The sequence below is a fragment of the Runella zeae DSM 19591 genome, from assembly GCF_000423565.1.
Classification (GTDB): Bacteria; Bacteroidota; Bacteroidia; order Cytophagales; family Spirosomataceae; genus Runella; species Runella zeae.
In genome coordinates, this window is the sequence record NZ_KE384047.1 from 12,905 (window position 1) to 38,238 (window position 25,334).

19 protein-coding genes are annotated in these 25,334 nt (G+C 43.4%); 7 read left to right on the forward strand and 12 right to left on the reverse strand.

The window, feature by feature from the left end; translation table 11 throughout:
- Positions 1-78: 78 nt before the first annotated feature.
- Both kbl and G563_RS0132125 read right to left on the reverse strand, forming a co-directional pair.
- Positions 79-1,290 carry a glycine C-acetyltransferase gene (gene kbl / locus G563_RS0132120; RefSeq protein WP_028668950.1) on the reverse strand — a complete coding sequence of 404 codons (1,212 nt, stop codon included), beginning with the start codon at positions 1,288-1,290 and terminating at the stop codon, positions 79-81.
- Between the two features lie 24 nt (positions 1,291-1,314).
- Complete coding sequence (locus G563_RS0132125) at positions 1,315-2,268, reverse strand: NAD-dependent epimerase/dehydratase family protein (protein ID WP_028668951.1); 954 nt, start codon at positions 2,266-2,268, stop codon at positions 1,315-1,317.
- A 192-nt stretch (positions 2,269-2,460) separates the two neighbouring features.
- Here G563_RS0132125 and G563_RS0132130 point away from each other — a divergent pair, with 192 nt between their 5' ends.
- A complete protein-coding gene (locus G563_RS0132130) occupies positions 2,461-2,922 on the forward strand; it encodes an Lrp/AsnC family transcriptional regulator (RefSeq protein WP_028668952.1) in 462 nt (153 codons plus the stop codon).
- A 472-nt stretch (positions 2,923-3,394) separates the two neighbouring features.
- On the opposite strand, the gene G563_RS0132140 is transcribed toward G563_RS0132130, so the two are convergent.
- Entirely contained in the window at positions 3,395-4,237 is an 843-nt protein-coding gene (locus G563_RS0132140) for an AraC family transcriptional regulator (protein ID WP_028668954.1), read from the reverse strand.
- Positions 4,238-4,535: 298 nt separating this feature from the next.
- On the opposite strand from G563_RS0132140, the gene G563_RS0132150 reads away from it, so the two are divergent.
- A complete protein-coding gene (locus G563_RS0132150; protein ID WP_028668955.1) occupies positions 4,536-7,475 on the forward strand; it encodes a DEAD/DEAH box helicase in 2,940 nt (979 codons plus the stop codon).
- Positions 7,476-7,487: 12 nt separating this feature from the next.
- On the opposite strand, the gene G563_RS0132155 is transcribed toward G563_RS0132150, so the two are convergent.
- Positions 7,488-10,139, reverse strand: coding sequence for a T9SS type B sorting domain-containing protein (locus tag G563_RS0132155; RefSeq protein WP_028668956.1), 2,652 nt, complete (start codon positions 10,137-10,139; stop codon positions 7,488-7,490).
- A 77-nt stretch (positions 10,140-10,216) separates the two neighbouring features.
- Positions 10,217-12,388 carry a T9SS type B sorting domain-containing protein gene (locus G563_RS0132160; RefSeq protein WP_028668957.1) on the reverse strand — a complete coding sequence of 724 codons (2,172 nt, stop codon included), beginning with the start codon at positions 12,386-12,388 and terminating at the stop codon, positions 10,217-10,219.
- A gap of 36 nt (positions 12,389-12,424) precedes the next feature.
- Here G563_RS0132160 and G563_RS0132165 point away from each other — a divergent pair, with 36 nt between their 5' ends.
- The 3 genes from G563_RS0132165 (at position 12,425) to G563_RS38340 (ending at position 14,405) form a co-directional block, all read left to right on the forward strand.
- Entirely contained in the window at positions 12,425-13,039 is a 615-nt protein-coding gene (locus tag G563_RS0132165) for a DNA-3-methyladenine glycosylase (protein ID WP_028668958.1), read from the forward strand.
- Between the two features lie 181 nt (positions 13,040-13,220).
- Positions 13,221-14,231 (forward strand): SMP-30/gluconolactonase/LRE family protein, encoded by a 1,011-nt coding sequence (locus G563_RS0132170; protein ID WP_028668959.1) that lies wholly within the window; start codon positions 13,221-13,223, stop codon positions 14,229-14,231.
- Positions 14,232-14,264: 33 nt separating this feature from the next.
- Positions 14,265-14,405: a hypothetical protein gene (locus G563_RS38340; RefSeq protein WP_157585775.1), complete on the forward strand. Its 141-nt coding sequence runs from the start codon at positions 14,265-14,267 to the stop codon at positions 14,403-14,405.
- On the opposite strand, the gene mgtE is transcribed toward G563_RS38340, so the two are convergent.
- Positions 14,391-15,740: a magnesium transporter gene (gene mgtE, locus G563_RS0132180; protein WP_028668960.1), complete on the reverse strand. Its 1,350-nt coding sequence runs from the start codon at positions 15,738-15,740 to the stop codon at positions 14,391-14,393. The two genes, G563_RS38340 and mgtE, sit on opposite strands and share 15 nt — an antisense overlap.
- A 15-nt stretch (positions 15,741-15,755) precedes the next feature.
- Positions 15,756-16,550: a 16S rRNA (adenine(1518)-N(6)/adenine(1519)-N(6))-dimethyltransferase RsmA gene (rsmA, locus tag G563_RS0132185; RefSeq protein WP_028668961.1), complete on the reverse strand. Its 795-nt coding sequence runs from the start codon at positions 16,548-16,550 to the stop codon at positions 15,756-15,758.
- 324 nt (positions 16,551-16,874) lie between these two features.
- Between rsmA and G563_RS0132190 the strand changes: the two genes are divergently transcribed.
- Together G563_RS0132190 and G563_RS0132195 are read left to right on the forward strand one after the other, a co-directional pair.
- Entirely contained in the window at positions 16,875-20,495 is a 3,621-nt protein-coding gene (locus tag G563_RS0132190) for a PAS domain S-box protein (RefSeq protein ID WP_028668962.1), read from the forward strand.
- A 92-nt stretch (positions 20,496-20,587) separates the two neighbouring features.
- A complete protein-coding gene (locus G563_RS0132195; RefSeq protein WP_028668963.1) occupies positions 20,588-21,556 on the forward strand; it encodes a 3-hydroxyacyl-CoA dehydrogenase family protein in 969 nt (322 codons plus the stop codon).
- 7 nt (positions 21,557-21,563) lie between these two features.
- Here the strand turns inward: G563_RS0132195 and G563_RS0132200 are convergent, their stop codons facing one another.
- The 5 genes from G563_RS0132200 to G563_RS36450 form a co-directional block, all read right to left on the reverse strand.
- Complete coding sequence (locus G563_RS0132200; protein WP_028668964.1) at positions 21,564-22,250, reverse strand: DUF7832 domain-containing protein; 687 nt, start codon at positions 22,248-22,250, stop codon at positions 21,564-21,566.
- Positions 22,251-22,809: 559 nt separating this feature from the next.
- Entirely contained in the window at positions 22,810-23,229 is a 420-nt protein-coding gene (locus G563_RS0132205; protein WP_028668965.1) for an SRPBCC family protein, read from the reverse strand.
- A 43-nt stretch (positions 23,230-23,272) separates the two neighbouring features.
- Positions 23,273-23,773 (reverse strand): SRPBCC family protein, encoded by a 501-nt coding sequence (locus tag G563_RS0132210; protein WP_028668966.1) that lies wholly within the window; start codon positions 23,771-23,773, stop codon positions 23,273-23,275.
- Between the two features lie 5 nt (positions 23,774-23,778).
- Positions 23,779-24,093 (reverse strand): ArsR/SmtB family transcription factor, encoded by a 315-nt coding sequence (locus G563_RS0132215; protein WP_028668967.1) that lies wholly within the window; start codon positions 24,091-24,093, stop codon positions 23,779-23,781.
- Positions 24,094-24,335: 242 nt separating this feature from the next.
- On the reverse strand, positions 24,336-25,334 hold a 999-nt coding region (locus G563_RS36450), incomplete at its 5' end, for a pseudouridine synthase (RefSeq protein WP_157585780.1).

Consider the following 25,334-nt stretch of genomic DNA (forward strand, 5'->3'; position numbering starts at 1 on the left):
TAGTAGGGGGATGGTGGTAAATCAAAAAGCCAGCCTATGTACATAAGCTGACTCTGGAATAAAGGTAAAAGAAAAAGCTTAATTTTCTGCCACTTCGTGGGTGGGAATGACGCCTAATTTTTGCCCTACTTTCACAAAAGCTGCGACGGCGCGTTGGAGATGCTCAGGCTCATGTCCTGCCGAAATCTGAACGCGAATCCGGGCTTTACCTTTGGGCACGACAGGGTAGAAAAATCCAATGACATAAATACCTTCTTCTAAAAGTTGCTTGGCAAATTCCTGGGCGAGGGGCGCATCATAGAGCATGATCGGCACAATGGGATGTTCGCCCGGCAAAATATCAAATCCAGCTTCTGTCATGGCTTGTCGGAAATAGCGGGTATTGGCTTCTAGCTTGTCGCGGAGGTGTGTTGAGCCACGCAATATTTCTAATACTTTGAGCGATGCCCCTACGATAGAGGGAGCTAAAGTGTTGGAAAACAGATAGGGACGCGAACGCTGACGTAGCAATTCGACGATTTCTTTGCGCGCTGCCGTAAATCCCCCCGAAGCGCCGCCCAAGGCTTTGCCGTAAGTTCCGGTGATGATATCGATACGGCCCAACACGTTTTTGTGTTCGGGAGTGCCGCGCCCTGTTTTTCCCATAAAACCACTCGCATGGCATTCATCTACCATCACAAGTGCTTGGTATTGGTCGGCCAAATCACATATTTTGTCCAACTGAGCAATGGTTCCGTCCATCGAAAATACCCCATCCGTGACTATCAATTTGCGGCGGCAACTAGCGGCGGCTTGAAGTTGTGCTTCCAAATCGGCCATGTCGTTGTGCTTGTACCGAAAGCGTTTTGCCTTGCAAAGTCGAATACCGTCGATGATAGAGGCATGGTTGAGTTCGTCCGAAATGATGGCGTCTTCTTCGCTCAAAAGGGGTTCGAAAACCCCGCCGTTGGCGTCGAAAGCGGCAGCGTATAAAATACAATCTTCGGCACCCACAAAGTCGGCAGTCTGGCGTTCGAGTTCTTTGTGAATATCTTGGGTACCACAGATAAATCGTACCGATGACATGCCAAAGCCGTGGTTTTCAAGGGTTTCGTGGGCGGCTTTGATTACTTCAGGATGTGACGACAGCCCTAAGTAATTGTTGGCACAGAAGTTTAAGACTTCGCGCCCGTCTTGTACGGCAATGACCGATGATTGGGGCGTGACAATGATACGCTCTGATTTATAGAGGCCCGCTTCTTGGATAGCGGCCAATTCTTTCTGAAGTTCTTCTTTGATAGTTCCGTACATGATTTTAGAGAGTTGATAGGTGAGCTAGGCGACTTGATGGTATATTTCAGTCAAGTGCGTAATCATTTCATGGGTCATTTTGGGTAAATCGAAGGCTGGCTTCCAGCCCCAATCGTGGCGAGCTACGGAGTCGTCGATGCTCTTAGGCCAAGAATCCGCAATGGCTTGTCGAAAGTCAGGCTGATAAGTGGTCTTAAAATCAGGGAAATACGTTTGGATCGAAGCCGTGACTTGTGCCGGAGTGAAACTCATGCCTGCCAAATTGTAAGAAGTACGAACGCTGATTTGATGAGCCGGAGCTTCCATCAACTCTAAAGTAGCCCGAAGGGCATCGTTCATATAAATCATGGGCAAAAGGGTATCTTCGGCCAGAAAGCATTCAAAATCAAGGCCTTGTACGGCGGCATGATAAATAGCGACGGCGTAGTCGGTGGTGCCTCCACCCGGCATGGACTGATAGCTAATCACCCCAGGATAGCGAAGCGAACGCACATCGAGGCCGTATCTTTTATGGTAATAAACCGACCAGTTTTCGGCGGCTACTTTACTGATTCCGTACACTGTAGCAGGGTCAAGGAGCGTCGATTGGGGTGTTTCGTATTTGGGGGCATGTTCGCCAAAAGCGGCAATCGAACTCGGTACAAATACCTTCTGGATTTGGTAAGTACGGGCTACTTCCAATACATTGAGGAGGGTTTGCATGTTGAGGTTCCAAGCCCAAAGTGGGTCAGTTTCGCCTTTGGCCGACAGCACAGCCGCCAAGTGATAAATCTGCGTAATACGGTATTTTTTTACAATCGTTGCTATGGCGGCGGCATCGGTCGCATCTAGCGTTTCGAAGATATCGGTAGATTGTAAGGAAGGGCGGATATCGGTGGCGATTACCCGATCATAACCGTACAAATGCTGGAGCTGGGGCAAGAGCGCCGTCCCAATTTGACCATTAGCCCCAATGATTAAAACAGTGTCTTGCTTCATAACATAACCCTAAAAAGGGTGATTTTTGGGGTGTTGATAAAGTGTAATTAATGGTACAAAGTTAATTGTACAGTGATAATTAATGAAATAGTCGACTAAAATCAGTTAATTTTGTGGTATATTTGTAATTAGTGAGTTATTTTCACTAAATTGTACTTATGGATGATATTATAGAAAGAAAAATTTTCGGCAATGGAACAACTCGATGAAATTGACAAAAAACTACTAAGACTACTACAAGCAGATGCTAAACTTACGACCAAGGAATTGGCCGCTACCTTAGGGCTCACGCTCTCACCCGTGTATGAGCGAATCAAACGACTCGAAAATCTGGGTTTTATCAAACAGTATGTGGCTATTCTTGATAAGGATTTGTTGGGGCAGCCGATTACTATTTTTTGCCAAGTGTCAATGCGCTATCATGACAAAGCATTTATTGAAAATTTTGAAGAAGAAATCCAAAAGTTGGAAGAGGTACAGGAGTGTTACCATATGGCAGGGCAAGTAGATTTTTTACTAAAAATCAACGTCGGGAGTTTGGACGAGTATCATGGTTTTGTAAGAAACAAACTTTCGAGGATTGAAAATATTGGCACGCTCAATAGCACCTTTTCTTTAAAAGTAATCAAGAAAAGCTTAGGCTATAGAGTGTAGGTGAGGGTGGTGTGATGCAGTGAATAAAAACTGACATTCGTCAGTTTTTATGAGAAAAAAGCATTTGGATTCAAGATTTGGGAGATACAAAATGAAATTTTATGGTTTTTTGGCTTAATGTAAGTGAGGAAAGAAGCGCCAAGAGGCTTTAAATGAGGCCGCGTTATAGTCATTTCACCGGGCAAAATAGTCATTTCACCGCCAAAAAGTTAGATTTCACGGTTCAAAAAGTAGGTTTCGCCGAAAACCTGACGAATATTACTTCTATTGGTAAAAAAAAATCCATTATCTTCGAAACATCAAACAATGACAAAAATATAGCTAATAGTTGTTCGGTTTTGAACACAACACAAAGCTAAGATTATAGATATTAAAGGTATTTTCAAAGTAGGGTAAAGTGTGTAGCACTGCCCCCGTTCCCTTGGAGCGGGGGCATGTTTTTTATAAATACCTAAGTCTTGCAAATCTAAAATTACGCTATTTCTTTGCGGTAGTCGCGGGGGGTTTTGCCAGTGACCTTCCTAAAGGTTTTGGTGAAGTGTGAAAGATTGTTGAATCCATTATGGTAGCATACGTCTGTGATAGACTGGTTTTGCATAAGCATCTTGCAAGATTGCTGGATCCGGTACTCATTCACAAAATCAGTAAAAGTCATCTGGGTGATCTTTTTGAAATACCGACAAAAGGAGGGTACTGTCAAGCTAGCTAAATCTGCTATTGTTTTAAGGTCAATTTCGTTTTGATAGTTTTGCTCTACATAGGCATACACTTGGCGGATGCGTGCTTCTTGGCGGTGACTATTTTCGTAACTAAGACCGCTTATATTCAATAAAGTGTATTCTTTGGAAATAGCAAGGTTTTGTAAGATAGTAAGAAGCTGGATGAGTCGCTCAAAATGATTCAGCTGTGGTAGTTGGCACATTTGATTCGCCACTTGGCTACGGGTGTCGCCATAGAAGCTGATACCTTGTTTGGAGCGCTCAAAGAGGCGCTTGACGTCCTGAAGTTCGGGACTTTGTAGAAAATGTTCTCCCAAGAAATCTGCTCGCAGCTGAATCACGATTTCTTCGTGCTTGTCTTCAGCGCCATATCCAAAATTGAGATGGGGGACATTGGGGCCGATAAACATGAGTGCTCCTTCTTCAAAATAAGAAAGGTGCTGACCGATGTGGCGTTTGCCGGAGCCTTTGTGGATGTAGACGATTTCGTATTCGGGGTGTTGGTGCCAAAAAAAACGATCATGGTCAGCATACCAATGCAGTACTCTAAACGAACTGCCACGGTCAGGGGTAATGTTTTCGTATTCGGTTTTCATGCTTGATTGTCATCAAATATATCTTAAAGGTGTCAAAGATGTTAAAATAGAACAAAATGTGGCAAAAATGGAATTCTTAGCTTGATTATTTTTTGCTGATATTTGCAAAATGTTCTGCAAGCAGACTTTTCTCACAAACAACCTATGATAATATTGAAAGGGTGGTCTAGGCCACCCTTTTTGCTATTGGAAGGAGTTTTGGAAAATTACGGGTATTTTGTTATATTTGAAGTTGTTCAAAAAAAATAAAGACTCTTTTTCTATACACTGTTTCGTTCGTAGTGATTGTTTTGGTTTTATGAAAGTATCTTCTAGTCAGCCTTTTAAGATTATTTATTCCCTTTTCCAACATGAGTATTTAGGGTATTTGTTTGGGTCGTATGTGGTGCAGGTCAATAGCAAAGGAGAATTGACCTTGCTCAATCAGATACTTTCTACCAAAAATGTAACTGAATTTGCGGCTGGTTTAGAAGAAGGAGATGCGGAGCTGGTCAAATCCATCGAAGCGATTCAGCAAGAAGCTATTCTAAAAAAATTCAATCCTAAGAAACTCACAGCAATCGATTTTTTTTTGAAAGTATATGACCCCCAAAAAGGAGATAAACTTATCCAAGAAGCCATCGGTGGCTACCTGGAGTCGATCAAAGCCGCGATTTTGGAAAAACTGCCTGCCACACGTATATATATAATGGGCAATGACAACAACCCCGCTTGGATGCCTATTGAGCAGATGCAAGGCAGTGCACGTGTTTATTTCCATTTTGCCAGAAAAGAAGAAAATACGCATTATTATCCTATCATCAAACACAACGGAGAGCGCCTTACCTTATGGCGTCAAAATGCGTTTTTGGTGTGTGATGAGCCGGCTTGGTTGTTGGTTGACAACAAGCTTTATCATTTTGATAAAAACGTAGACGGTAAAAAAATTCGCCCCTTTCTTACCAAAAACCACATCGTGATTCCTCGCAATGTGGAAGAACAATATTTTCAGCGTTTTGTAACTCCTCTGGTGGCGTCTTACGAGGTCTATGCTGATGGATTTGAAATACGGCATGAGCGGGCCGAATTAGTGCCTGTATTGAGTTTGACAGAGCAGCAAAAGGTGGTAGAGTCTTCACTTTTTCAAGGCGAAAAGGCTGATAACCACCCTGATGAAGACGACAATCTTCAGGTGACGTTGGAGCTGATGTTTCAGTATGGCAATTTTTCTTTTAAATTCGACAGCTTTGCGGCGCAAGCCAATGTGAGCTTAGAAAAAAAAGACAATAGTTATATTTTTCATAAAGTAAAGCGTAATATACAGATCGAAAAATCGAAGATATTTTGGCTAAAAGAGCAGGGGCTAGAAATGCGCCAAGGGCATTGTGTATTGCCCAAAGCCGAAGCATTTGAGTGGTTGAGATCGCATCATTTTGAGTTGGAAGAGGCAGGGTTTGTGGTAAGGCAAAATGCCACCAATCCTAAACAATATTTTTTGGGATATTCCTCCATTGACATCGCTTTTGAAGAAGCCCACGATTGGTTTGATGTATACGCGAAGGTACGATTTGGTGAGTACGAAATCCCGTTTGTAAAACTCAAAAATCTGATTTTGGCTCGAAAAAAGGAATTTGCGCTTCCCAATGGGCAGATTGCGGTGATTCCTGAGGTTTGGCTTACTAAGTACAACGAACTGTTTGCCTTTGCAGAATACGATCCTGATAGCCAAAAGCTTACGCTTCGAAAGCATCATTTGGCCCTTGTGCAAGAATATGCCGAAGACAGCTTGGCAAAGGTACTCATGAACCGTAGACTAGAAAAATTGAAGGATTTTGAGGAAATAGACGAAAATCCTTTACCTGAAGGATTTGTAGGGAGCCTACGACCCTACCAAAAAGCGGGTTATGATTGGCTCAATTTTTTGAGTAGTTACCGATTTGGTGGCTGCTTAGCCGACGACATGGGTTTGGGCAAAACCGTCACTACCTTGGCAATGCTGCAATACCAAAAAGAACAAGGCGCAGATAGACCGTCGTTGCTTATCATGCCCACCTCTTTGCTGTACAATTGGGAACTAGAAGCCAAGCGGTTTACGCCCTACATGCGAGTATTGGTTTATACAGGTACGTATCGTGACAAAAATCTGCATCACTTTGACGGCTATGATTTGGTGCTGACCTCTTACGGGATTGTGCGCATTGATATTGAATTGTTGCAACAATACACCTTCCATTATATCATATTGGACGAGGCACAGGCTATCAAAAACCCTTCTTCACACATTACAAAAGCCGTGATGCAGTTGCAGTCTAAGTATCGGCTATTGCTTACCGGCACACCGCTCGAAAACACAACGATGGATTTATGGACCCAAATGACCTTCGCAAATCCGGGGTTGTTGGGAAGTCAATCTTATTTCCGAAATCATTTTCAGCTCCCTATCGAAAAGCAGCATGACGAGCAACGGACCAAAAAATTGTATTCACTCATTAAGCCTTTTTTGCTTCGTCGTCACAAGTCGCAAGTGGCCCTTGACCTTCCTCCCAAAGTGGAGAGCGTACACTATTGCCAAATGGTCGAAGAACAAGAACAACGCTACGAAGAGACCAAATCTTACTATCGAAATCATATTTTAGAACAGATTGAAGAAGCGGGAATGGCCAAATCGCAGATGATTGTACTGCAAGGCTTGACCAAATTGCGACAGCTAGCCAATCATCCCCGCATGATTGATGAGGGCTACGAAGGAGAGTCAGGGAAATTGGAAGAGATACAATCAAAGTTGGAGGAATTGTTAAAAGGAAATCATAAAGTTTTGATTTTTAGCCAATTTGTTAAGCACCTCAACATCTTGCGGCATTATTTGGACGGAAAAGAAATCGTATATGCCTACTTAGATGGCTCTACGCACGACCGCCAAGGGCAAGTCGCTTTTTTTCAACAAAATGAGGACGTCAGGATATTTTTGATTTCGATGAAAGCGGGCGGATTAGGGTTGAATCTTACGGCCGCTGATTATGTGTTTATTCTGGATCCTTGGTGGAATCCGGCTATCGAAGCCCAAGCCGTAGACCGTGCCCATCGGATTGGACAGCAGCGTACGGTGTTTACGTATAAGTTTATCACCAAAAACTCCGTAGAAGAAAAAATCTTGGATTTGCAGCGTAGCAAGCAAAAACTCTTCAACGATCTCATTACCACCGAAGAGAGTTTTGTAAAGTCGTTAACCAAAGAAGATATCATGGAGCTTCTGGCTTAGGTGGATTGCCATTTATCTCAAAATAAGTAGCTTGCCTCGGTATTCGTGTTTGTTTTGGGGTGATTGGATAAGATATACATAATTGCCTTCCGGAAGGGGGGTGCCCAAATAAGTGCCATCAAATGAGCGAACGGAGGTTTTGTTGGATAAAAAAACGAGATTTCCCCAACGGTCAAAAACCTTCACTTCTGCTTCTGGATAATCTTCAAGACCGTTGATTTCCCATACATCATTGTGGCCGTCGCCATTAGGCGTAAAGACGTCAGGAATATAAATACGAGACATTACATAGACCGTAATTGAATCTTGAGCACTACAGCCCTTATCGTCAGTTACTTTTAGGGTATAAGTGGTAGTTTTGGGAGGATTAACTGTGGGGTGTGCACTTTGACTATCATCGATATAGATAGGTGGTGTCCATTCATATTTAACATTTGAGCCTATATCTCCGTCGAGTTTCAGGGCTTCACCTTGAGAGATACTGCGAGTATTTACCAAGGTTACGTTAGGAGGAGCATTGATGATCACAGTGCGGGTAGCTTTACCACTTTGGCAAGCAAGTGAGCTCGCAATGGTATACGTGATTTCGTGCGAACCAAGCCCTGCTTTGGCAGGGTCAAAAGTATTGTTGACCACGCCTTTGCCCGCAAAAGTCCCTCCTGTAGGACTTGCACTGAGCAATACTGCGGGCTGCGAAACGCCACAAAAGGGAGGAATAGAATCGAGCTGTATTACAATGCTAGGAATTTGAGTGACTTGAAAGGGCGAAGAGATTGTTTGACATTGGTTGGTATCAGTGACGGTGACTCGGTAGCTGCCACTTTCCCTTACACTGATTTTATTTTGAGTGGCGCCGCTGATAGGCTGATTGTTGCGAGTCCAAACAAAGGTCTTGAGTTGGTTTCCTGAGGCGGTTAAAGTGAGGGTTGCGTCTTCGCACAACTCGTTGGCGGTCGACGAAATGTTTACAGATGGAAGTGCTGCTTTTTTGAGAATAAAAACACTTGATTCGGCAAAACATCCTTCTGGAGAAGAAACTTTAACGGTATAATTACCCTCATCTCCTGCGGCGATGCTTGACTGATTGACCCCTACGTAGGGCTGATTGTTTCGACGCCACTCGTAGGTATGATTGGGAGCAAGGGGAGCAGACAAAGTCAGGGTATTGCCTTCACAGACGAAATTGGAGGGGGCCGTGATGCGCGCTGTCGGTGAAGGAATAATAGTCACGGCTTGTGGAGAAGATAGGTTAGAACAATTGGTCACGCCTGTTACTCTCACGGCATAAGTACCTGTTTCGCCTGTTTCAAAATAAGACGCCGACGCGTTTGGGATAAGGCTGCCATTTTTAAACCATTGGTATACAGGAGATGCCGCGTTGGAGTTGGCGGTGAGGGTAAGCCTCTGCCCCTCACATATGCGACCTGACGCCGTGGAAAGCCCAATATTAATTGAAGGTTTGGGCATGACTACTATCGAAATCGTGTCGGATGAAATAGACGGGGGGCAAGCGTTGGCGAGCGTTACGGTGCAGCTATACCGACCTCCCTGCCCTGCGGCAACGACCAATACCGAATCCGTCTTTCCGGCTAGTAGATTTCCATTGCGTAGCCATTGTAACGAACCGCCTCTTGAAAATCCTTTGAGGTTGAGTTGGAGGGTGCTGTCTTCGCATACAGTTGACGAAATCAAAACCTGCGGCTGACCGACTTTGGAGATCGTAATGCTTGGTTTTTCGTTTGGGCGACAGTCAATCACTGATAATACAAACTCATACTCAATAGCGCTGTATTTGGTATTGCCCTGATAAGCCTCTGCTCGGATTACATACACGTAAGTCCCTGGCTGTTGTGCGCGTCCTGTGATTCGTCCTGTGTTAGGGTCTATCGATAAAGGGGCGGCGGTATTAGAAGTGAAATTTTGGGCCGAAAACCCTGAGCGATAGGTGAGAGGAGTATTGGAGCGAGGGGTTGCAAAGGAGTATTTAAGGGTGAGATTAGGGCTGGGAGGAGTTCCCAATTTAAAAATAGGGCTAGGAAAATCAATATTTTGGCCATTGCAAACTTCAAAATTACCTAAAGCTATGGGATTGGCCACAGGCGTATGAGTATGACTTGCCCGGTATTCAACCAAATCAGCAGGGCCTATTTCCAATCTTAGCACTACAGGAGGGTTGGCTTGGGTCAGGTTAGTGACATTGATGCGCTGACCAATAGGGATTGTCTCGGCATAATATCCGCCTATTTCATTATAAGAAAGATTATAAAAATCTAAAGTTGAAAAAGTGTAAGTAATTTTTGTTAAAGAAATATTTTGTCCACAAACAGAAGTATATATATATGGTTGAGAGGCTTCAACGCTAGAGTTAGGTTGTGGTGTGAGAACTCCATTTTGGATAATTCCCCCGGTTCGGGTTGAAGATATAAGGGCGTTGTTGTTGTTAAAAATATTCAAATCTAAGAACGGGGGCATCTGCAACAAATCCTCCGTAGCCACAAAATAAGTTGCTTTAAACTGATGTGTATTGTAAAACTGCCCCGTACTTGAGGGGGTATTGGCAATAGCATAATCAGCCAAAAAACCACCATAAATCCGAGGTGTTTGGGTATGTCCTTTTGACATCATCATATACGCCACTCCCAAAAGCCACCAAAAAAGTCTCATAACGATAGATGAAATAGAATCAGAATTTTAGAGCAAGTTAGGGGTTGGCAAATGAATTTCCAGCATCCAGCTCGTTTTTATCTCAACAACAATACATGTCCGCGATAAGTATGACTGGCTTGCGGCTCAGTTTTGATTGTGTAGACATAGACACCTACAGGCAGGGATTTGCTTTGATAGGTACCATCAAAAGCTACTTGTTTACTTCCTGTTTGGTAATAAACCAGTGAACCCCAGCGGTCAAAAACCATAATCTCCGCCTCGGGATATTCTTCAGCGCCGCGCAATACCCAAGTGTCGTTGATGCCGTCTCCATTGGGCGTAAAAACATCAGGAATGCTAATACCTCTGATGATACCAATCAATACAGAGTCGGTGGCAGTGCAGTTGTGACTATCAGTGATGCGGAGCTGATATTCAGTGGTAATTTCGGGAGAAGCAATAGGGGAAGGCGCAGAAGTATCATCAAGACCTTGAGGTGGAGACCATTGGTAAGTATAACCTACGCCCAAATTTCCATTAGAATTAAGTTGAATACTCGCGTCTTGGGAAATAAATTGGTCATTGCCTAGGTCGACTGTAGGGAGTGCCCATACTTCGGCGGTTTGGTTAGTTGCTCCAATGACACAAAAATTTGGATTGTCGAAACGATAAGAAAGTTCGTGAATACCTGCCCCAGCTTTGTGTGGGTAAAATTTTTCGCCTATTACTCCTTTTCCACTAAATAAACCACCCAATGGAGAGCCTATTAGAGGGATAGCGGTGGTATCACTAACACATCGGGAGGGAATCGGATGGAAGGTAATGGGCTGATTTTGACCAAGCGAAACCACATAAGGACTAGATTCTCCAACGCACAGATTTTGGTCAATTACTTTCACTGAGTAAATTCCTGCTTGGGTAGCGACATAAGTAGCGGTAGTAGTAGTAAGTAAAGTATTGTTGCGAAACCATTGGTATCTTACCAACGGTTCTGAAACGAGCGTAGTAAATTTGAGAGAGTCATTGGGACACAATATCCCTCCGGCTATTGTAGATGAGACAGTGACTTGAGGATTGGGCACCAGAAGGATAGCCGTCGTGGGGGAAGTAGACGTAAAGCACGCACCAGTTTTGGTCAACACCACTTTATAGGAACCTTCTTCGGCGACCACTAGCACTGAGTCGTTTTGATTGGGGATAAGGGTGTTGTTCTTAAACCATTCATACTTGACGTTAGGCTGACCCGCTCCTGCATTGAGCTGCACCGATTTCCCTTCGCATATTTTAGAAGAAGCTATGGTTTGGGGATTTCCTACTTCGCTCAGCCGGATAGTGGCTGGGGGTGGTGGCAGACATTCCTCCACTTGAATCTGATATTCACGGTAGATTTCGCTCAAAAGAATCCCAGCCCGGCTATGGCGTAGCAAAAATCCCACCGAAAAAACACCTGTACGAGTTGGCCGTGCCGAAACGACGAGATTGGCTTGGCCTTGGGATGAAAAAATAACGGGCGGTTGTGGAACAACAAAATTACCGCCAGGCAACATTTGATTTTCCGAAAATCCAGTTTTCCATTGGGCGTTTTGATAGGGAACGGAGCCGTTAGGGTTAGAAGTTAGTGGGGCTTTATTGGTGAGTGATAGATTAAAATTATGGGAAGTAAGCCCCGTTTTTTGTGGGTCAGATACCACCATTAAGCTAAAATTACTTTCGGCGTTGTTACAAAAAAAATTGAATGAATCGGGTAGCCATTGAGGGGCAGTTTTGCCAGCTTCGGCGGGGTCAAAATACTCCCAGAGATACTGGGGTGAAAACCAATGATACAATACTATGTCGGATGAGGTAATATTGTCGGCGGAATTGCGGGGACCCACGGGCGCATTGACGATGTAATACCCCTCTGGGTCGTTGAAAACTTGGGGCGTAAGAATGAGGTTTTCGGTGTATTTTACAAAAATATACTCTACATTGGAGCTTCGGTCGCAAGAGGTAGCGGTTTTGCTTTGGTTTGGGGAGGCGCTTTTGGTAGCCGAAAATTCGCGTATCAATTGATTGTCTCTTTTGCGATATATTCCCAATCGCAAATTGTCAGGAAGGATATTGTAAGCGGCTTTATCAGTAAAAAAAGTACAGACAACGCCATAAGAATAAGGCAGTGTAGTATTTAGAATTTGGCGGTCTATTTGCCCTCCATAAATTCGTTGAGCCCTAAGAGGTGCATAGCTCAAACTGACAAATAACATCAAACCAAATAGAGACCGCATCATACCCTTTCAGAGAAAAACTACCAAATTTAGCAAAAAATGCAAAGATTAGACGCCGCATTTTATCAAAAGTATGATACCATTACCCTCGCACAGCGATTGTTGGGCTGTGAACTTGTACACGATAGTTCCGAAGGTCAAACGGCTGGTATAATCGTCGAAACCGAAGCATACATTACGGGCGACCCCGCTTGTCATGCTTATCGTCGTAAGACTGCTCGCAATGCCGCCATGTTTGGTGCGGCAGGTTCGGTGTATGTTTATTTGATTTACGGAATGTACCATTGTATCAACGTAGTCAGTGCCGAAGAAGGAATGGGCGAAGCCGTGCTTATTCGCGCACTTGAGCCAACCAGAGGGGTTGATTTGATGCAAATGAGGAGGGCGATCAAAAAAACAAAAACGGTCGAAGGAATGAACACTCACATATCTTTAAAACAATTATGCAATGGCCCTGGGAAATTGGTACAAGCGATGGGCATTTCTTTGGTAGCCCATAATGCCACTCATCTAACAGAAGGCTCACTTTATATTAATGAACCCTCTTCCTCTCATTTTGAAGTGGTAACTACCACCCGTATTGGAATCACCCAAGGGGCAGATTTACCGTACCGATTTTATATAAAAAATAATCAGTTTGTGAGTAAGAAGTAAGATTTTTTAGATTCGACGTTTACCTACTGAGAGAGGGATATCAAAGGCGTTGTCAAAGTAATAGTTTTGTCGGGGCGGTGTTTTTTACTTTTAAACAATTATGACAAATTTTGCCTGAGAAGGTATTAAACCGTCCTGCCAAGCTTCTTTATGTATCATATAAAACTAAACCTTGCTTTTTATGAAAATCAGTAAGCTATTGGTAGGGAGCTTATTAATGTACGCTTCTGCTGTGGTGGCTCAATCAAGTTATCCTACTATTGGTAAGATTGTACGTAACGACCCACAACTTGATGAGCTTGTTGCTCCCGACGCTAAAATAGAAGTTTTGGCATCGGGCTTTACGTGGTCAGAAGGACCCGTTTGGAGCAAACAAGGAAGCTATTTGCTGTTTTCGGATGTTCCTCAAAATACCGTCTTCAAGTGGAGTACCAAAGAAGGACTTAGTACTTTTCTTAAGCCTTCGGGATTTACAGGTGCTGGCACCTACGGAGATGAGCCAGGAAGCAATGGCCTCATTATCGACCGTCAAGGGCGACTCGTCTCTGCCGAACATGGCGACCGGCGTATCTCTGCCATGCCTTTAACAGACGCTGGTAAACGCACCCTTGCCGACAATTTTCAGGGAAAACGTTTCAACAGCCCCAATGATGTAGTGCAGCATTCGAGTGGAACCTATTACTTTACGGATCCTCCTTATGGTATGCCCAAAAAACAAAACGACCCAACGCGCGAAATAGATTGGTTTGGGGTATATCGCATTGGCAAAGATGGAGTTGTGAGCCTGCTTACTAAAGAAATGACTCGTCCGAATGGGTTGGCGTTTTCGCCAGATGAGAAAATCCTCTATGTGGCTCAATCTGACCCTGAGCGCGCTATTATAATTGCATTCCCTGTCAACGCCGACGGCTCTTTAGCTCAAGGTAAAGTGCTTTTTGACGCTACTTCTATGGTAAAACAGGGACTTCCGGGCCTACCTGACGGACTGAAAGTGGATGCCAAAGGAAATCTGTGGTGTACGGGGCCGGGGGGCGTTTTGATCATTACTCCAGCGGGTAAATTGCTAGGAAGAATCGAAACAGGAGAAGCAACGGCCAATTGTAACTGGGGCGACGACGGCTCTACTTTATACATCACCGCCGATATGTATCTGTGCCGCATTCGTACCAAAGCCAAAGGTGCAGGATGGTAAGAGATCAATGAGTATAAATTTGAAAAATACGAGGTGACTTTCAAAGTCCTTGCGGGAGTCATCGAAAAAGACATGGAGTTGGTGCTTCCCTTATCCAATGGAAAAGTGGTATATGCACAGCTTCAAGCCTACTTATTTGAAATAGAGTATGTTGGGGATCTAAAGTTTCAGTAAAAAATGTGCAATCAAGAAATAAGTCCCAATACCGATGAGGTCGTTGGCCGTCGTGATAAATGGGCCCGAGGCCACTGCGGGATTGATACCAAACCGATTGAGCACTAGGGGAGTGACCGTACCCATAAAAGAAGCTAGTAGTACCACCATCAGCAGCGAGAGACTTACTACCCAAAATAATTGAGTCTGACTGAAAATAAGGACATATATCCCCGCCAATAACCCGATAATGAGGCCGTTGAGAGCTGCAATGACGATGATTTTGAGTAGACGGTCTTTCCAACTGATTTCAAGGCCAGTTTTGTCGGCTAAGGCTTGCACGATGAGCGAGGCGGTTTGGATGCCTACGTTACCCCCTGTGGAGCCCATGATAGGAATAAACATCGCCAATGCCGCAATACGGCTAAGCTCTCCTTCAAACAAACGAATCACCGTGGCGGCCATCAAACTTCCAATCACCCCTACAATGAGCCAAGGCAGACGCGCCTTGACCTGATCCCATAGGCTATCGTCTTCTTCTACCTCGCCCGTGATCCCTGAGATGGCCTGAATGTCTTCTTCGGCTTTTTCGGTGATTACGTCCAGAATATCGTCAATCGTAATGCGGCCTAGCAGTCTTTTCTGAATATTTACGACTGGAATTGCCTCTAAGTCATATCGTTGCATGATTTCAGCGACTTCTTCTACGGGACGAAAGGTCTCAATATAATGAATGTCTTCGTCGTAAATGTTGCCGATTTTGGTGTTTTTTCGGGCTAGTACCAAGTTTTTCAACGAAATCAGACCTAGCAATGTTTGGTCATCGTCTATCACATACACCGCATATACTTTTTCTACATCTTCGGCTTGTTTTCGGATTTCTTCGATGCACTCATTGACGGTCCAATTCACATTGGCTTTGACCAATTCTTTTTGCATCAGCCCCCCCGCTACGTCTTCATCATAAGGAAGAAGATCAATGATAAAGCGTGCTTGTTCGCGGTCTTTTAAGAGACCAATGACTTCTTCGCGGATTTGAATGGGCTGCTCTTTGAGCAGGTCCACGGCGTCGTCAGAGTCAAAGACTTCAATATAACGCGCGATTTCTTGCGAATTAAAATTGGTTAGAAATTCCTTCCTCTCAGTAGGGGCGATGTTGGCTAGGATTTCGGCTCCGATTTCAGTATCAAGCAAACTGAACAAATAATGCGCCGATTCGCTCTTTAACTCGTACAAAATACTGCTAATATCGGCGGGATAAAGCTCTTCCATCTCTGCAAGCAACTGTTGATTGTTTTGCTCTGCGATGTGGATTTCTAAAGCTTCAATAAATTCTTTGGTCAGTTCAAAAGTCATGGTCAATCAAAATCGTCAGGAGGTCATCTTTTGAGTGAGTAGCACAAACTCGGCTACTCCTAGTTGTTCGGCTCGTTTGTCCAAAAGAGAGTGATCAAACTGAATACCTAATGGTTTGAGGGCATTGCGTAAGGTTTTGCGGCGTTGGTTAAAACCTGCTTTGACCACCTTGATAAACATTGCTTCGTCACAGTCGAGGCTTTGTACACTGTTGCGTTTGAGTCTTATAACGCCCGAATTTACCTTTGGTGGAGGGTCAAAAACTTCAGGAGGTACCGAAAAGGCATATTCGATGTCATAAAAAGCTTGCAACAACACACTCAAAATGCCGTAGTCTTTTTTGCCAGGAGGAGAAGCTACCCGCATAGCCACTTCTTTCTGAAACATCCCGACGATTTCGGGAATGACATTTCGGTATTCAAGTGCCTTAAATAGAATCTGAGAAGAAATATTGTAAGGAAAGTTGCCAATAAGGGCAAACGTCGGGTTGGAATTTGGAACGGCTGGAATGGCACTTAAATTTCGCCATTCATTCAAATTTAACCGCAAAAAATCTCCTTCAATAATGCGTCCTTCCAAAGCCGGGAAATGGGCTTTGAGATAAGCCACCGATTCGCGGTCAATTTCTACCACATAAGTTTGAAACTGTGTTTTGGGCAAGATAAATTGGGTCAACACTCCCATACCGGGGCCAAGTTCGAGTACGGTATCGTAGCCGCCATGCCCTGATAAGAGATCAGCGATGCGCTCTGAAGTATACAAGTCCCGCAAAAAATGCTGCCCTAAGTGTTTTTTAGCTTTTACTTTCATGTGTTTTTTCAAAAGTTTTGGCTTGAAAGTCAGCATATCTTCAACCATGAACTGATAACTACTCACCTCCTAAATATACTTTTGCGGCACGAAAGTACACCGATTTTGGATAATTACAGCAGTTTTATTTTTACCAAATCAAGACTTTTATGGCTTTTTGAGAAGTAAGTAGTCTTGCGCTAATCTGGATAGAGAAGCTGTTTATTTTAGATTACATCTATGGTAAAGCCTTAGGCTTATTTGCTTATAAGGCTAAAGAAAAATACCTTGTGGTGTAGAAGGAGTGTTATCTTTGTTTTATTTATCTAAAAAACGGAATTATTAGTGGAAACCACCTCAATCAATGTCTCAGATAATTTTGTCGAGCAACTCAACTTATTTGGCTTGACCATCCAACCCAACGGGACGATTCGCTATGCCAATGCTTACACGTTGAGAATGCTAGGCTGGAGTGTTCAGGATCTTCAAAGGTTTAATTTTTTTGAGGATTTGCTTGCTCACGAACAAAGAGAAGATGTATCCAAATTTTTGAAAGAGTCGCTCGAACGCGGAAGCTTAGCGGAGTTTAGAGAGATTTCACTTATTGCTAAAAATAGAAACCTCCGAACCGTACAGGTCAATTCTTTGATTTTAAATAAAACGAATGGCTTAATTTCTGATTTTACCATTATTGGCGAAGACATCACCAATAAGCTTCGCGTTGCTACTGCGCTTAACAAATCAAATTCTCAGTTGCAAGACTTGATTGATAATACCAGCGATTTGATTCAGTTGGTATCTTTGGAAGGAAAGTTTTTGTTTGTCAATCGAGTGTGGAGGGAGCGATTGGGCTATGAATTAGAAGAACTTGCTTCGCTCAATATCAAGGATGTAATCTGGCCCGATGCCATGGATGCTACATTGCATCTTTTAAGACGGGTCCAAGAAGGGGAAGCGATTCCTGACTTTGAGACGATTTTTTGGAATAAACAACGAAAAAAAATATACCTTAACGGAAGTGTAACTTGCCGCTACGAAAACGGCAAACCAACCGCCTTTCGTTGTATTTTGCACGATGCTACTAGCCGAGTCCGGGCGGAGCGTTCGCAAAACTTGTATTATAGTATTGCCAATTGGACGATTAAAACGCGCGATTTGGATGAGTTTTATGCCCGAGTCCATGAGGAATTAGGGAAGGTAATAGACGCCCGCAATTTCTTCATTGCCCTATATGACCCTACCAAAAGCTACATGTATTTCCCTTATTATGTGGACGAGTATTTTAAGGGAAACGTCCGATTTACAAAACGTAAACTGGGGAATGGTATCACCGAATACGCCATTCGGGCCAATAAACCCTTGTTTTTGTTTCAAAAAGACATTGAAGCATTGGCCGAAAGCCAAGGTATTTATATTTACGGGAAAATCCCCCAAGTACTGCTTTGCGTCCCTTTGAGGATTGGTGATAGAGTGACAGGGATCATCGGGGTGAAGTCTTACACTAATCCTAACCAATATCGCCCTCGAAACTTAGAGATGTTGGAGTTTATTTCGGGGCAAGTGGCATTGGCCATAGCGCGTAAGCAAAACGAAGCGGAACTGAATCGTCAAACGGCCCGACTCAACGCTATCTTTGATAGTAGTGCTTATCTGATATGGTCGGTCAACAAGGCACTTCAGTTGACTTCTTTTAATAAAAATTACTCTGCTTTTCTCCAACAACACCTTCGTACTACACCTGCTCTTAATACTACTACGGAGCGGTTGGGATGGCAACTCATGAGTCCCGAAAATCGCCGCTTGCTTGAAGAGCGCTATCGACAAGCATTTAGGGGACACCCACAAGCGTTTGAAATCAAAATCGAGACGCGAAATGGTGAAGGAGATTTGTGGCTGGAGTTTAGTTTGAACCCCATTCAAACTTCTCAAGAGCCTATCGAAGAAGTGTCGGGGGTTGCTCGTGACATTACTCCGCGCAAATTGGCAGAACTTTCAATGCAGCAAAGTGAGGAGAAATTCCGAGGAATTTTTGTCAACCTACAAGATATTTATGTCCGAACCGACCGTACGGGTTGCATTACGATGATTAGCCCTTCGGTACTGAAACGTACAGGATATACCGTAGAGGAGGCTATTGGAACGCATGTGACCGATTATTTTGTGGATTTGCAACGTATCCGAGCGGCTCTCGTACGCCTTCGACGCGATAAGAGTTTGCGCAATTTTGAGGCTGAATTACGAATCAAAGACGGAACTATTCGGCAGTTTATGTTTAATATGCTGCTTTTGGAAGACGAAGAAGGCGCTCCTATTGTGGCGGCCTTGGCGCGTGATATTACGGAGCTTAAGCGAAACCAAGAAGAGCTTGTCAAAGCCAAAGAAGAAGCCGAACGCTCATTGAAAGTAAAAGAGCGGTTTTTGGCCAATATGAGTCACGAAATCCGGACGCCCATGAATGGAATCATCGGCATGATTGACCTCATCAATGGTACTCCGCTCAATCCCGAGCAAAAAGATTATATCTTGACCATGAGGCGCTCGTCCGAAACTTTACTCAATATCTTAAATGATATTTTGGACTTGTCAAAAATTGAGGCGGGCAAAATGGCCCTCAACGAAGCTCCCGTGAGCTTGGAAGAGATTTTTGAGAAACTAACCGCCTTGTTTTCGCAGATTGCCCGTAACAAAAACAATTCTTTGCGCTATCATTTGGCCGAAGGATTGCCCCAATACATCATCGCCGACCAGACGAGATTATTGCAGATTTTATCAAATTTGACTTCCAATGCCATTAAATTTACCGAAAACGGCGGTGTAAACCTGTACATTACGCCCGTGTGGACAAAAGGAAGGTTTCACAAAATCAAAGTAGAAGTCAAAGATACAGGTATCGGTATTACGCCTGATAATTTAAAACTACTCTTCAATGCTTTTAGTCAAGTAGATACCTCCTCGCGCAAAACTTTTGGCGGAACTGGGTTAGGATTGGTGATTTCGAAAGAGTTGTGCCGTTTGATGAAAGGCGAAATCGGGGTGGAGTCGGAGCTAGGAAAAGGAAGTACGTTTTGGTTTACTTTCGAAACCAAAGAAACGATGATAAGCCCTACGCAACAAAAAGCCGAAAATGTAGAAATAGTTTTAGAAAACTTTTTTCAAACTTATCACCCTCATGTATTGCTGGTCGACGACAACTTTGTGAACCGGAAAGTAGCGAGTGAAATCCTCAAAAAATCAGGCTGTGTGGTCGAGACCGCCGATAGTGGCAAACAAGCTATTGCTCATGTGAGAGCTTCGTATGGGGCAGATATGCGCCCCTATGATATGATATTTATGGATATTCAGATGCCCGACATGGACGGCATCGAAACTACCCAAAACCTGCGCGATGAGTTTGGGAGTAAATTACCGACGGTAATTGCAATGACGGCCTATTCGATGAAAGAAGACCGAGAGCGGTTTTTGAGCCAAGGAATGGATGACTATGTGCCAAAACCGATTCGGGCGCAAGTATTGATTCAAAAAGTAAAAGAAATCGTAGACACAGGCACTTCTATCAAAGAAACGGCGGTTTTGAGAAACAAACAAAAGGTGATTGCGCAAGATTTACAATTGCCTATTGTGGATTTGGATATTGTAAATCAGCTACTTGGGCTTGGCGGCATGGAACTCATCAGTTCAATTTTTGAAGACTTCGTGACCGAATCGACCCAATTGGTGGAAGAAGCTTTATCGGCTTTTGCACAGGGTGATATCGCTACGGTAAAAAGCAATCTGCATACCCTCAAAGGAAGTGCTGGTACCATAGGCGTAGCACGTGTAGCAGAGATAGCCCGCATAGGAGAAGGAAAACTCAAAACCAATGATACAAGCACTTTGGCCGAAGATTTGCCGAGATTAGAACGTGAGTTCAAAACTTTTCTCAACGAGTATCAGGCTATTTTAGAGGATTTTACGAAAAAAGAGTAAGTGATAGCAGCTAGCCTTACCAAGTTGTCAATGACTTGGTAAGGCTAACAAAAAAGCATTAGAGATATTTTACAATAGATAATAAAGCATAAATGACTAATCAAGTATCGGTAGGAGTGGTAGGACTAGGTTTGATGGGGTGTAGCATTACTACCTGTCTTTTGATGGCAGGCCACAAAGTAGTGGCAATAGCCCCGCTACCCACGGATGTTCCCACCGCTAAACCACGTATAGAAGAACATTTACAAAAATCGCTTCAAGAAGGGCTCACTACTTTTGAGCCAAGCTACTACTGGCCTTCACTTCTAATCACGGAAGATTATAGTGCCTTGGCCGATTGTGAGTTGGTGATTGAGTGTACACTCGAAAATTTAGAAATCAAAAGGGCGGTTTACGGAAAAATCGAAGCGGTAGTGTCAGTCGATACGGTGATTACAAGCAATACCTCGGCGATTCCTATCAGTGTTTTACAGCAAGAAGTCAAATATCCAACGCGCTTTTTGGGCTTGCACTGGGCTGAACCCTCGCATACTACGCGATTTTTGGAAGTGATTTGTGGTGATTTGAGCGATGTCAGCAAGGGCGAATGGCTCTATGAACTTTCGCATCGGTGGGGAAAAGAACCTACCCTTGTACGAAAAGACATTCGGGGTTTTATTACCAACCGTCTCATGTATGCTTTGTACCGAGAAGCTTTTGATTTGGTAGAAAAAGGCTACGCTACTGTCGAAGATGTAGACAGGGCTTGCCGAAACAATGCGGGCTATTGGATGACCCTCGTGGGGCCTTTTCGGTGGATGGATTTGACGGGAGTACCCGCTTATCATACAGTGCTAAAAGAGCTTTTTCCAACCCTCAGCAATCGAACGGATGTACCACCTCTGATAGACGACCTCGTAAAAGCCGGCGCTAAAGGAGTACTAAATGCCCAAGGGTTTTATGAATATACTCCTGAAGAAGCACGTTTGTGGCGCGAAACTTTTGAAGATTTTAGCTACGAAATCAGGAAACTAGCGCTTCGGTATCCGGCAGATGTGGTCAAGAAAAAAATGAAGGAGTAGTGGAAGGTTACCACCACTTCCAGAAGGCTCTTTCTGCTTTTTGTGTTTCCCAATTTTCAAAACGTTTATTAATAGCTATTTTTAATCTTTCGTAGTTATACCAATTATCGGCTACTTTGTATTGGTTTGGTTTTCCAGCCAAGAGAAGCGCTTTGAAGTCATTCAAATAGTTTCCTGAGTCAAAGCTGAGGTAGGGAAGCGCGAAACGGTTTCCTCGCTCGCTTACATCTTCGAGCATCAAAATCCCGTCACAGCATGTATCTAGAAGGTTAGGGGCCGTGATTTTTCTTTTTTTGAACTCTTCGATTTCACAATTGTGATCACTTCTGAATGTATTACTGATAAGTTCGTTGTCGATGAGCCATCCTAAAAAAAATCCTGTATATATGCTAGAGTCAGATTCGTTATGGGGTTTGGAATCTTCTATTCCCATGTGGCGTTTGATGCGATTATAAACATCCACCGAATTTTCTAAAGTTTCTCGATAGTCAGTGATTTTGTAACCTTCTTCGATTTTTTCTTCAACTAGAGTCTTTATTCTGAGAAGTGCATTTTCTAAATTACCACAACCTTCCCACGATTTACTGAGCCAATGATAAAATACCCCTTGGATGATGTCTACACCGTTGTTGTAAATCGATGCTTTAAAATGATAGGTTTTACCTTCACTTTCTTTTATTAAATAAGTAAGCATATCTCACACAATTAAAAGAAACCAAACCATCAATTAGCTATTAGTCTATTGAAGGTATACAAGCAGTAAAATTCTAATACTTTTGACAACTTCAGTTTTAATTAATGTATCCCGAATTTCCTCAAACCTCATGCCCTTGGGCAGTTGTCAAGAAAGCAGTAGGATGGCGTAAATGGCTTTATTTCTGAGTTTTAATGCACATTAAACCCTAGGGAATTGGTTTTTTAGTCCATGTGATATTCTCCTATTTTTAGCCCTCGGCCTAAATACTTGGCGTTAAAAATACAAAACAATATCTAATGTAGTTTTGCATGACTACTCATTGCAAGTAGATACAAAAGTATTCAAGTATTTTGATATTTCCATAGCTTTAAGGCTGCCCAGATTTACACCGAAGCGAGTATTATTAAAGTCAAGGTATTGGTAGTAACTCCATCCAAAATCATGCTAACAACTAATCAAAAGTTTCGTCGGTAATAAACCTTATGAAAAAAGGGTATATTACAAACCCGAAGATTTATAATATACCCTTACGCAGCCTTCTGCAGAAGGAGGATAATTAGGCTTGACTTTCGGCGTATTTTTTGAAATTATCCAAAATCGCCTGCCAACCTTGTTGCTGCATTTCTACTGGATTTTGAGTTTCGGCATCAAAAACGGTAGTCACTTGAGTGCCGTTGTCAATACTTTTGAAGGTGACGGTTACTTTTCTGCCGTCGGGCATAGTATAGGTAAATCCCTCACCTTCTGTGATTTTGTCATACGTAGCTTCAAAATCAAAACCCCAACTGCCGTCTTTGGCTTCCATACGGGCGCTGTATTTTCCGCCTACTTGCATATCGTTGGAGGCACTGGGGCAGTGCCAATCATCAGAAGCAAAGTTCCATTTTGTGATGTGTTCGGGTTGGGTATAAAAATCCCAAGTTTTTTCAATATCAGTTGCAATGTTTGCTTGAACGGTGATTTGTGTTGTGTTCATGGGTGTTAATGATTGAGGATTGTTAAAAATTTTACGTGATAAATTATTTGATTGTTAATAAAAACTCGTCTAGGTTGTCGAGGGTCATGGCTAAGCCTTCTTCCATTCCCATCTGAATTACTACTTCTAAGTCGGAGAGTGAGTTGTAAATAATGACCGTCTCAACCAAGGCATTTTCGCCTTTGTCGCTGAAAGTCACATCCCAATTAGCGCGTGGAAGTTCGGGGTTGAGAACGCCGTTTTCGTCGCAAAATCCGTCTAAGGCGGTGAAATTATCAATAGGCTTGATAGTCTGGAAGTCGGAGATGCTCCAATACTCGGTTCCGTCGGGGGCTACCATGGCATAAAGCCACCGTCCTCCTTCGCTAAAATCCATTGATTTGGTTTTGGCTTTGAAGGGTTTAGGCGCAAACCATTGATCTAGCAACTCACTCTTGGTGTAGGCATCCCATACTAGCTGACGAGGTGCCGAGAATTCTCTTCTAAAGGTGATAGCGTTGGTGGTTTTGTCAACCAGAAAGTCAAATTGCAGATTGGGTTTCATGAGTGTTATTTGTCTTTAAGCGTTAATAATAAATCATCAAGTTGGTTGAAACGGTCTTCCCAAATCTTTCGGAACTGTTCGAGCCATTTATCTATTTCTTTCATTTTCTCAATTTCGAGTTGGTAGTAAATCTCTCTCCCCTGATGCTGCTGCCTGATGAGTTCGCACTCAGTGAGGATTTTCAAGTGCTTCGAAACAGCCTGTCGAGTCGTGTCAAAATGCTCAGCAATGGCGTTGGGGGTCATTGCTTGTAAGGCGATGAGTGCTATGATAGCTCTTCTTGTGGGGTCGGCGATGGCTTGGAAAATATCTCGTCTCATTGTCTTTTTGTATTTATGAAACCAATTGGTTGCAAATTTATGTGCAACTATTCGGTTTCGCAAATTTTTTTGCAATTTTCCTAAAAAAAATGTCTATAATTTTTCTATTGGATTAAAAATGAGGACATTGGAAGGGGAGAAGAATCATTGCTTTGGGATCTGCAAAGCCTGTTTTAAGTTATGTTTAAACAAAAAAATCTGGAAAGGCAGCCCCTCCAGATTTTTTGTGAAACTTACTAATGTTACAACAAATACTTGAGCTTCACTACCTCTTTTTCGTTGAGGAAGCGCCATTTGCCGCGAGGAAGCTCCTTTTTATTAAGTCCGCCGTATACAGTACGGTCGAGTTTAAGTACTTCATAACCAAGCGATTCAAAAATTCGGCGTACGATACGGTTGCGACCACTGTGGATTTCGATGCCCACTACCATCGCATCGGGAGTAACCACCGCTAAGTCGTCGGGCTTGATAGGGCCGTCTTCCAGTTCTAAACCCTCTTTGATTTTCTCGAAGTCTTCTGCCGTAATAGGCTTGTCCAATTCTACTTGGTAGATTTTTTGGACATTGTTAGAAGGGTGCATGAGCTTCTCGGCTAATTCGCCGTCGTTTGTAAGAAGCAACAGCCCGGTGGTATTGCGGTCTAAGCGGCCTACGGGGTAGATACGCTCCGTACAAGCACCTGCTATCAATTCCATCACGGTATGGCGTCCTTCTGGGTCGTCGGTCGTAGTGATATAGTCTTTCGGTTTATTGACCAAAATATATACCATTTTTTCGGGGTTCAAGACACGGTTACCGTATTTTACTACATCGCCAGGGTTGACTTTATACCCCATTTCCGTAACTACTTTACCGTTGATGGTGATTTGGCCTGTCTCAATAAGTCCGTCGGCTTCTCTTCTGGAGCAAAGTCCAGCATTGGCGATGTACTTGTTGAGTCGGACGAGTCCGTCGTCGTCTTTAGGCTGGATTTTTTTTGCGTATTGCTCTTCCGCACGTTTGAAGTTGTAGCGAGGTGCTTCTTCAAACTCACCTACACGACGACGTTGAGCATCTTTAGCGCGGTCTTTTTGAGGCGCTTTTTCAAAGCTTTCGTTGGTACGAGGGCGTTTTTCAGTTCTTGGCTCAAAACCTTCTTTGTCAAAAGATTTCTTAAAAACGGGTCTGTCATCACGCTCTGCTCTATCGTCTCTTTTGTCGAAAGGCTTGTCAAAGCTTCTTTCGCCGCGAGGTTTGAAGTC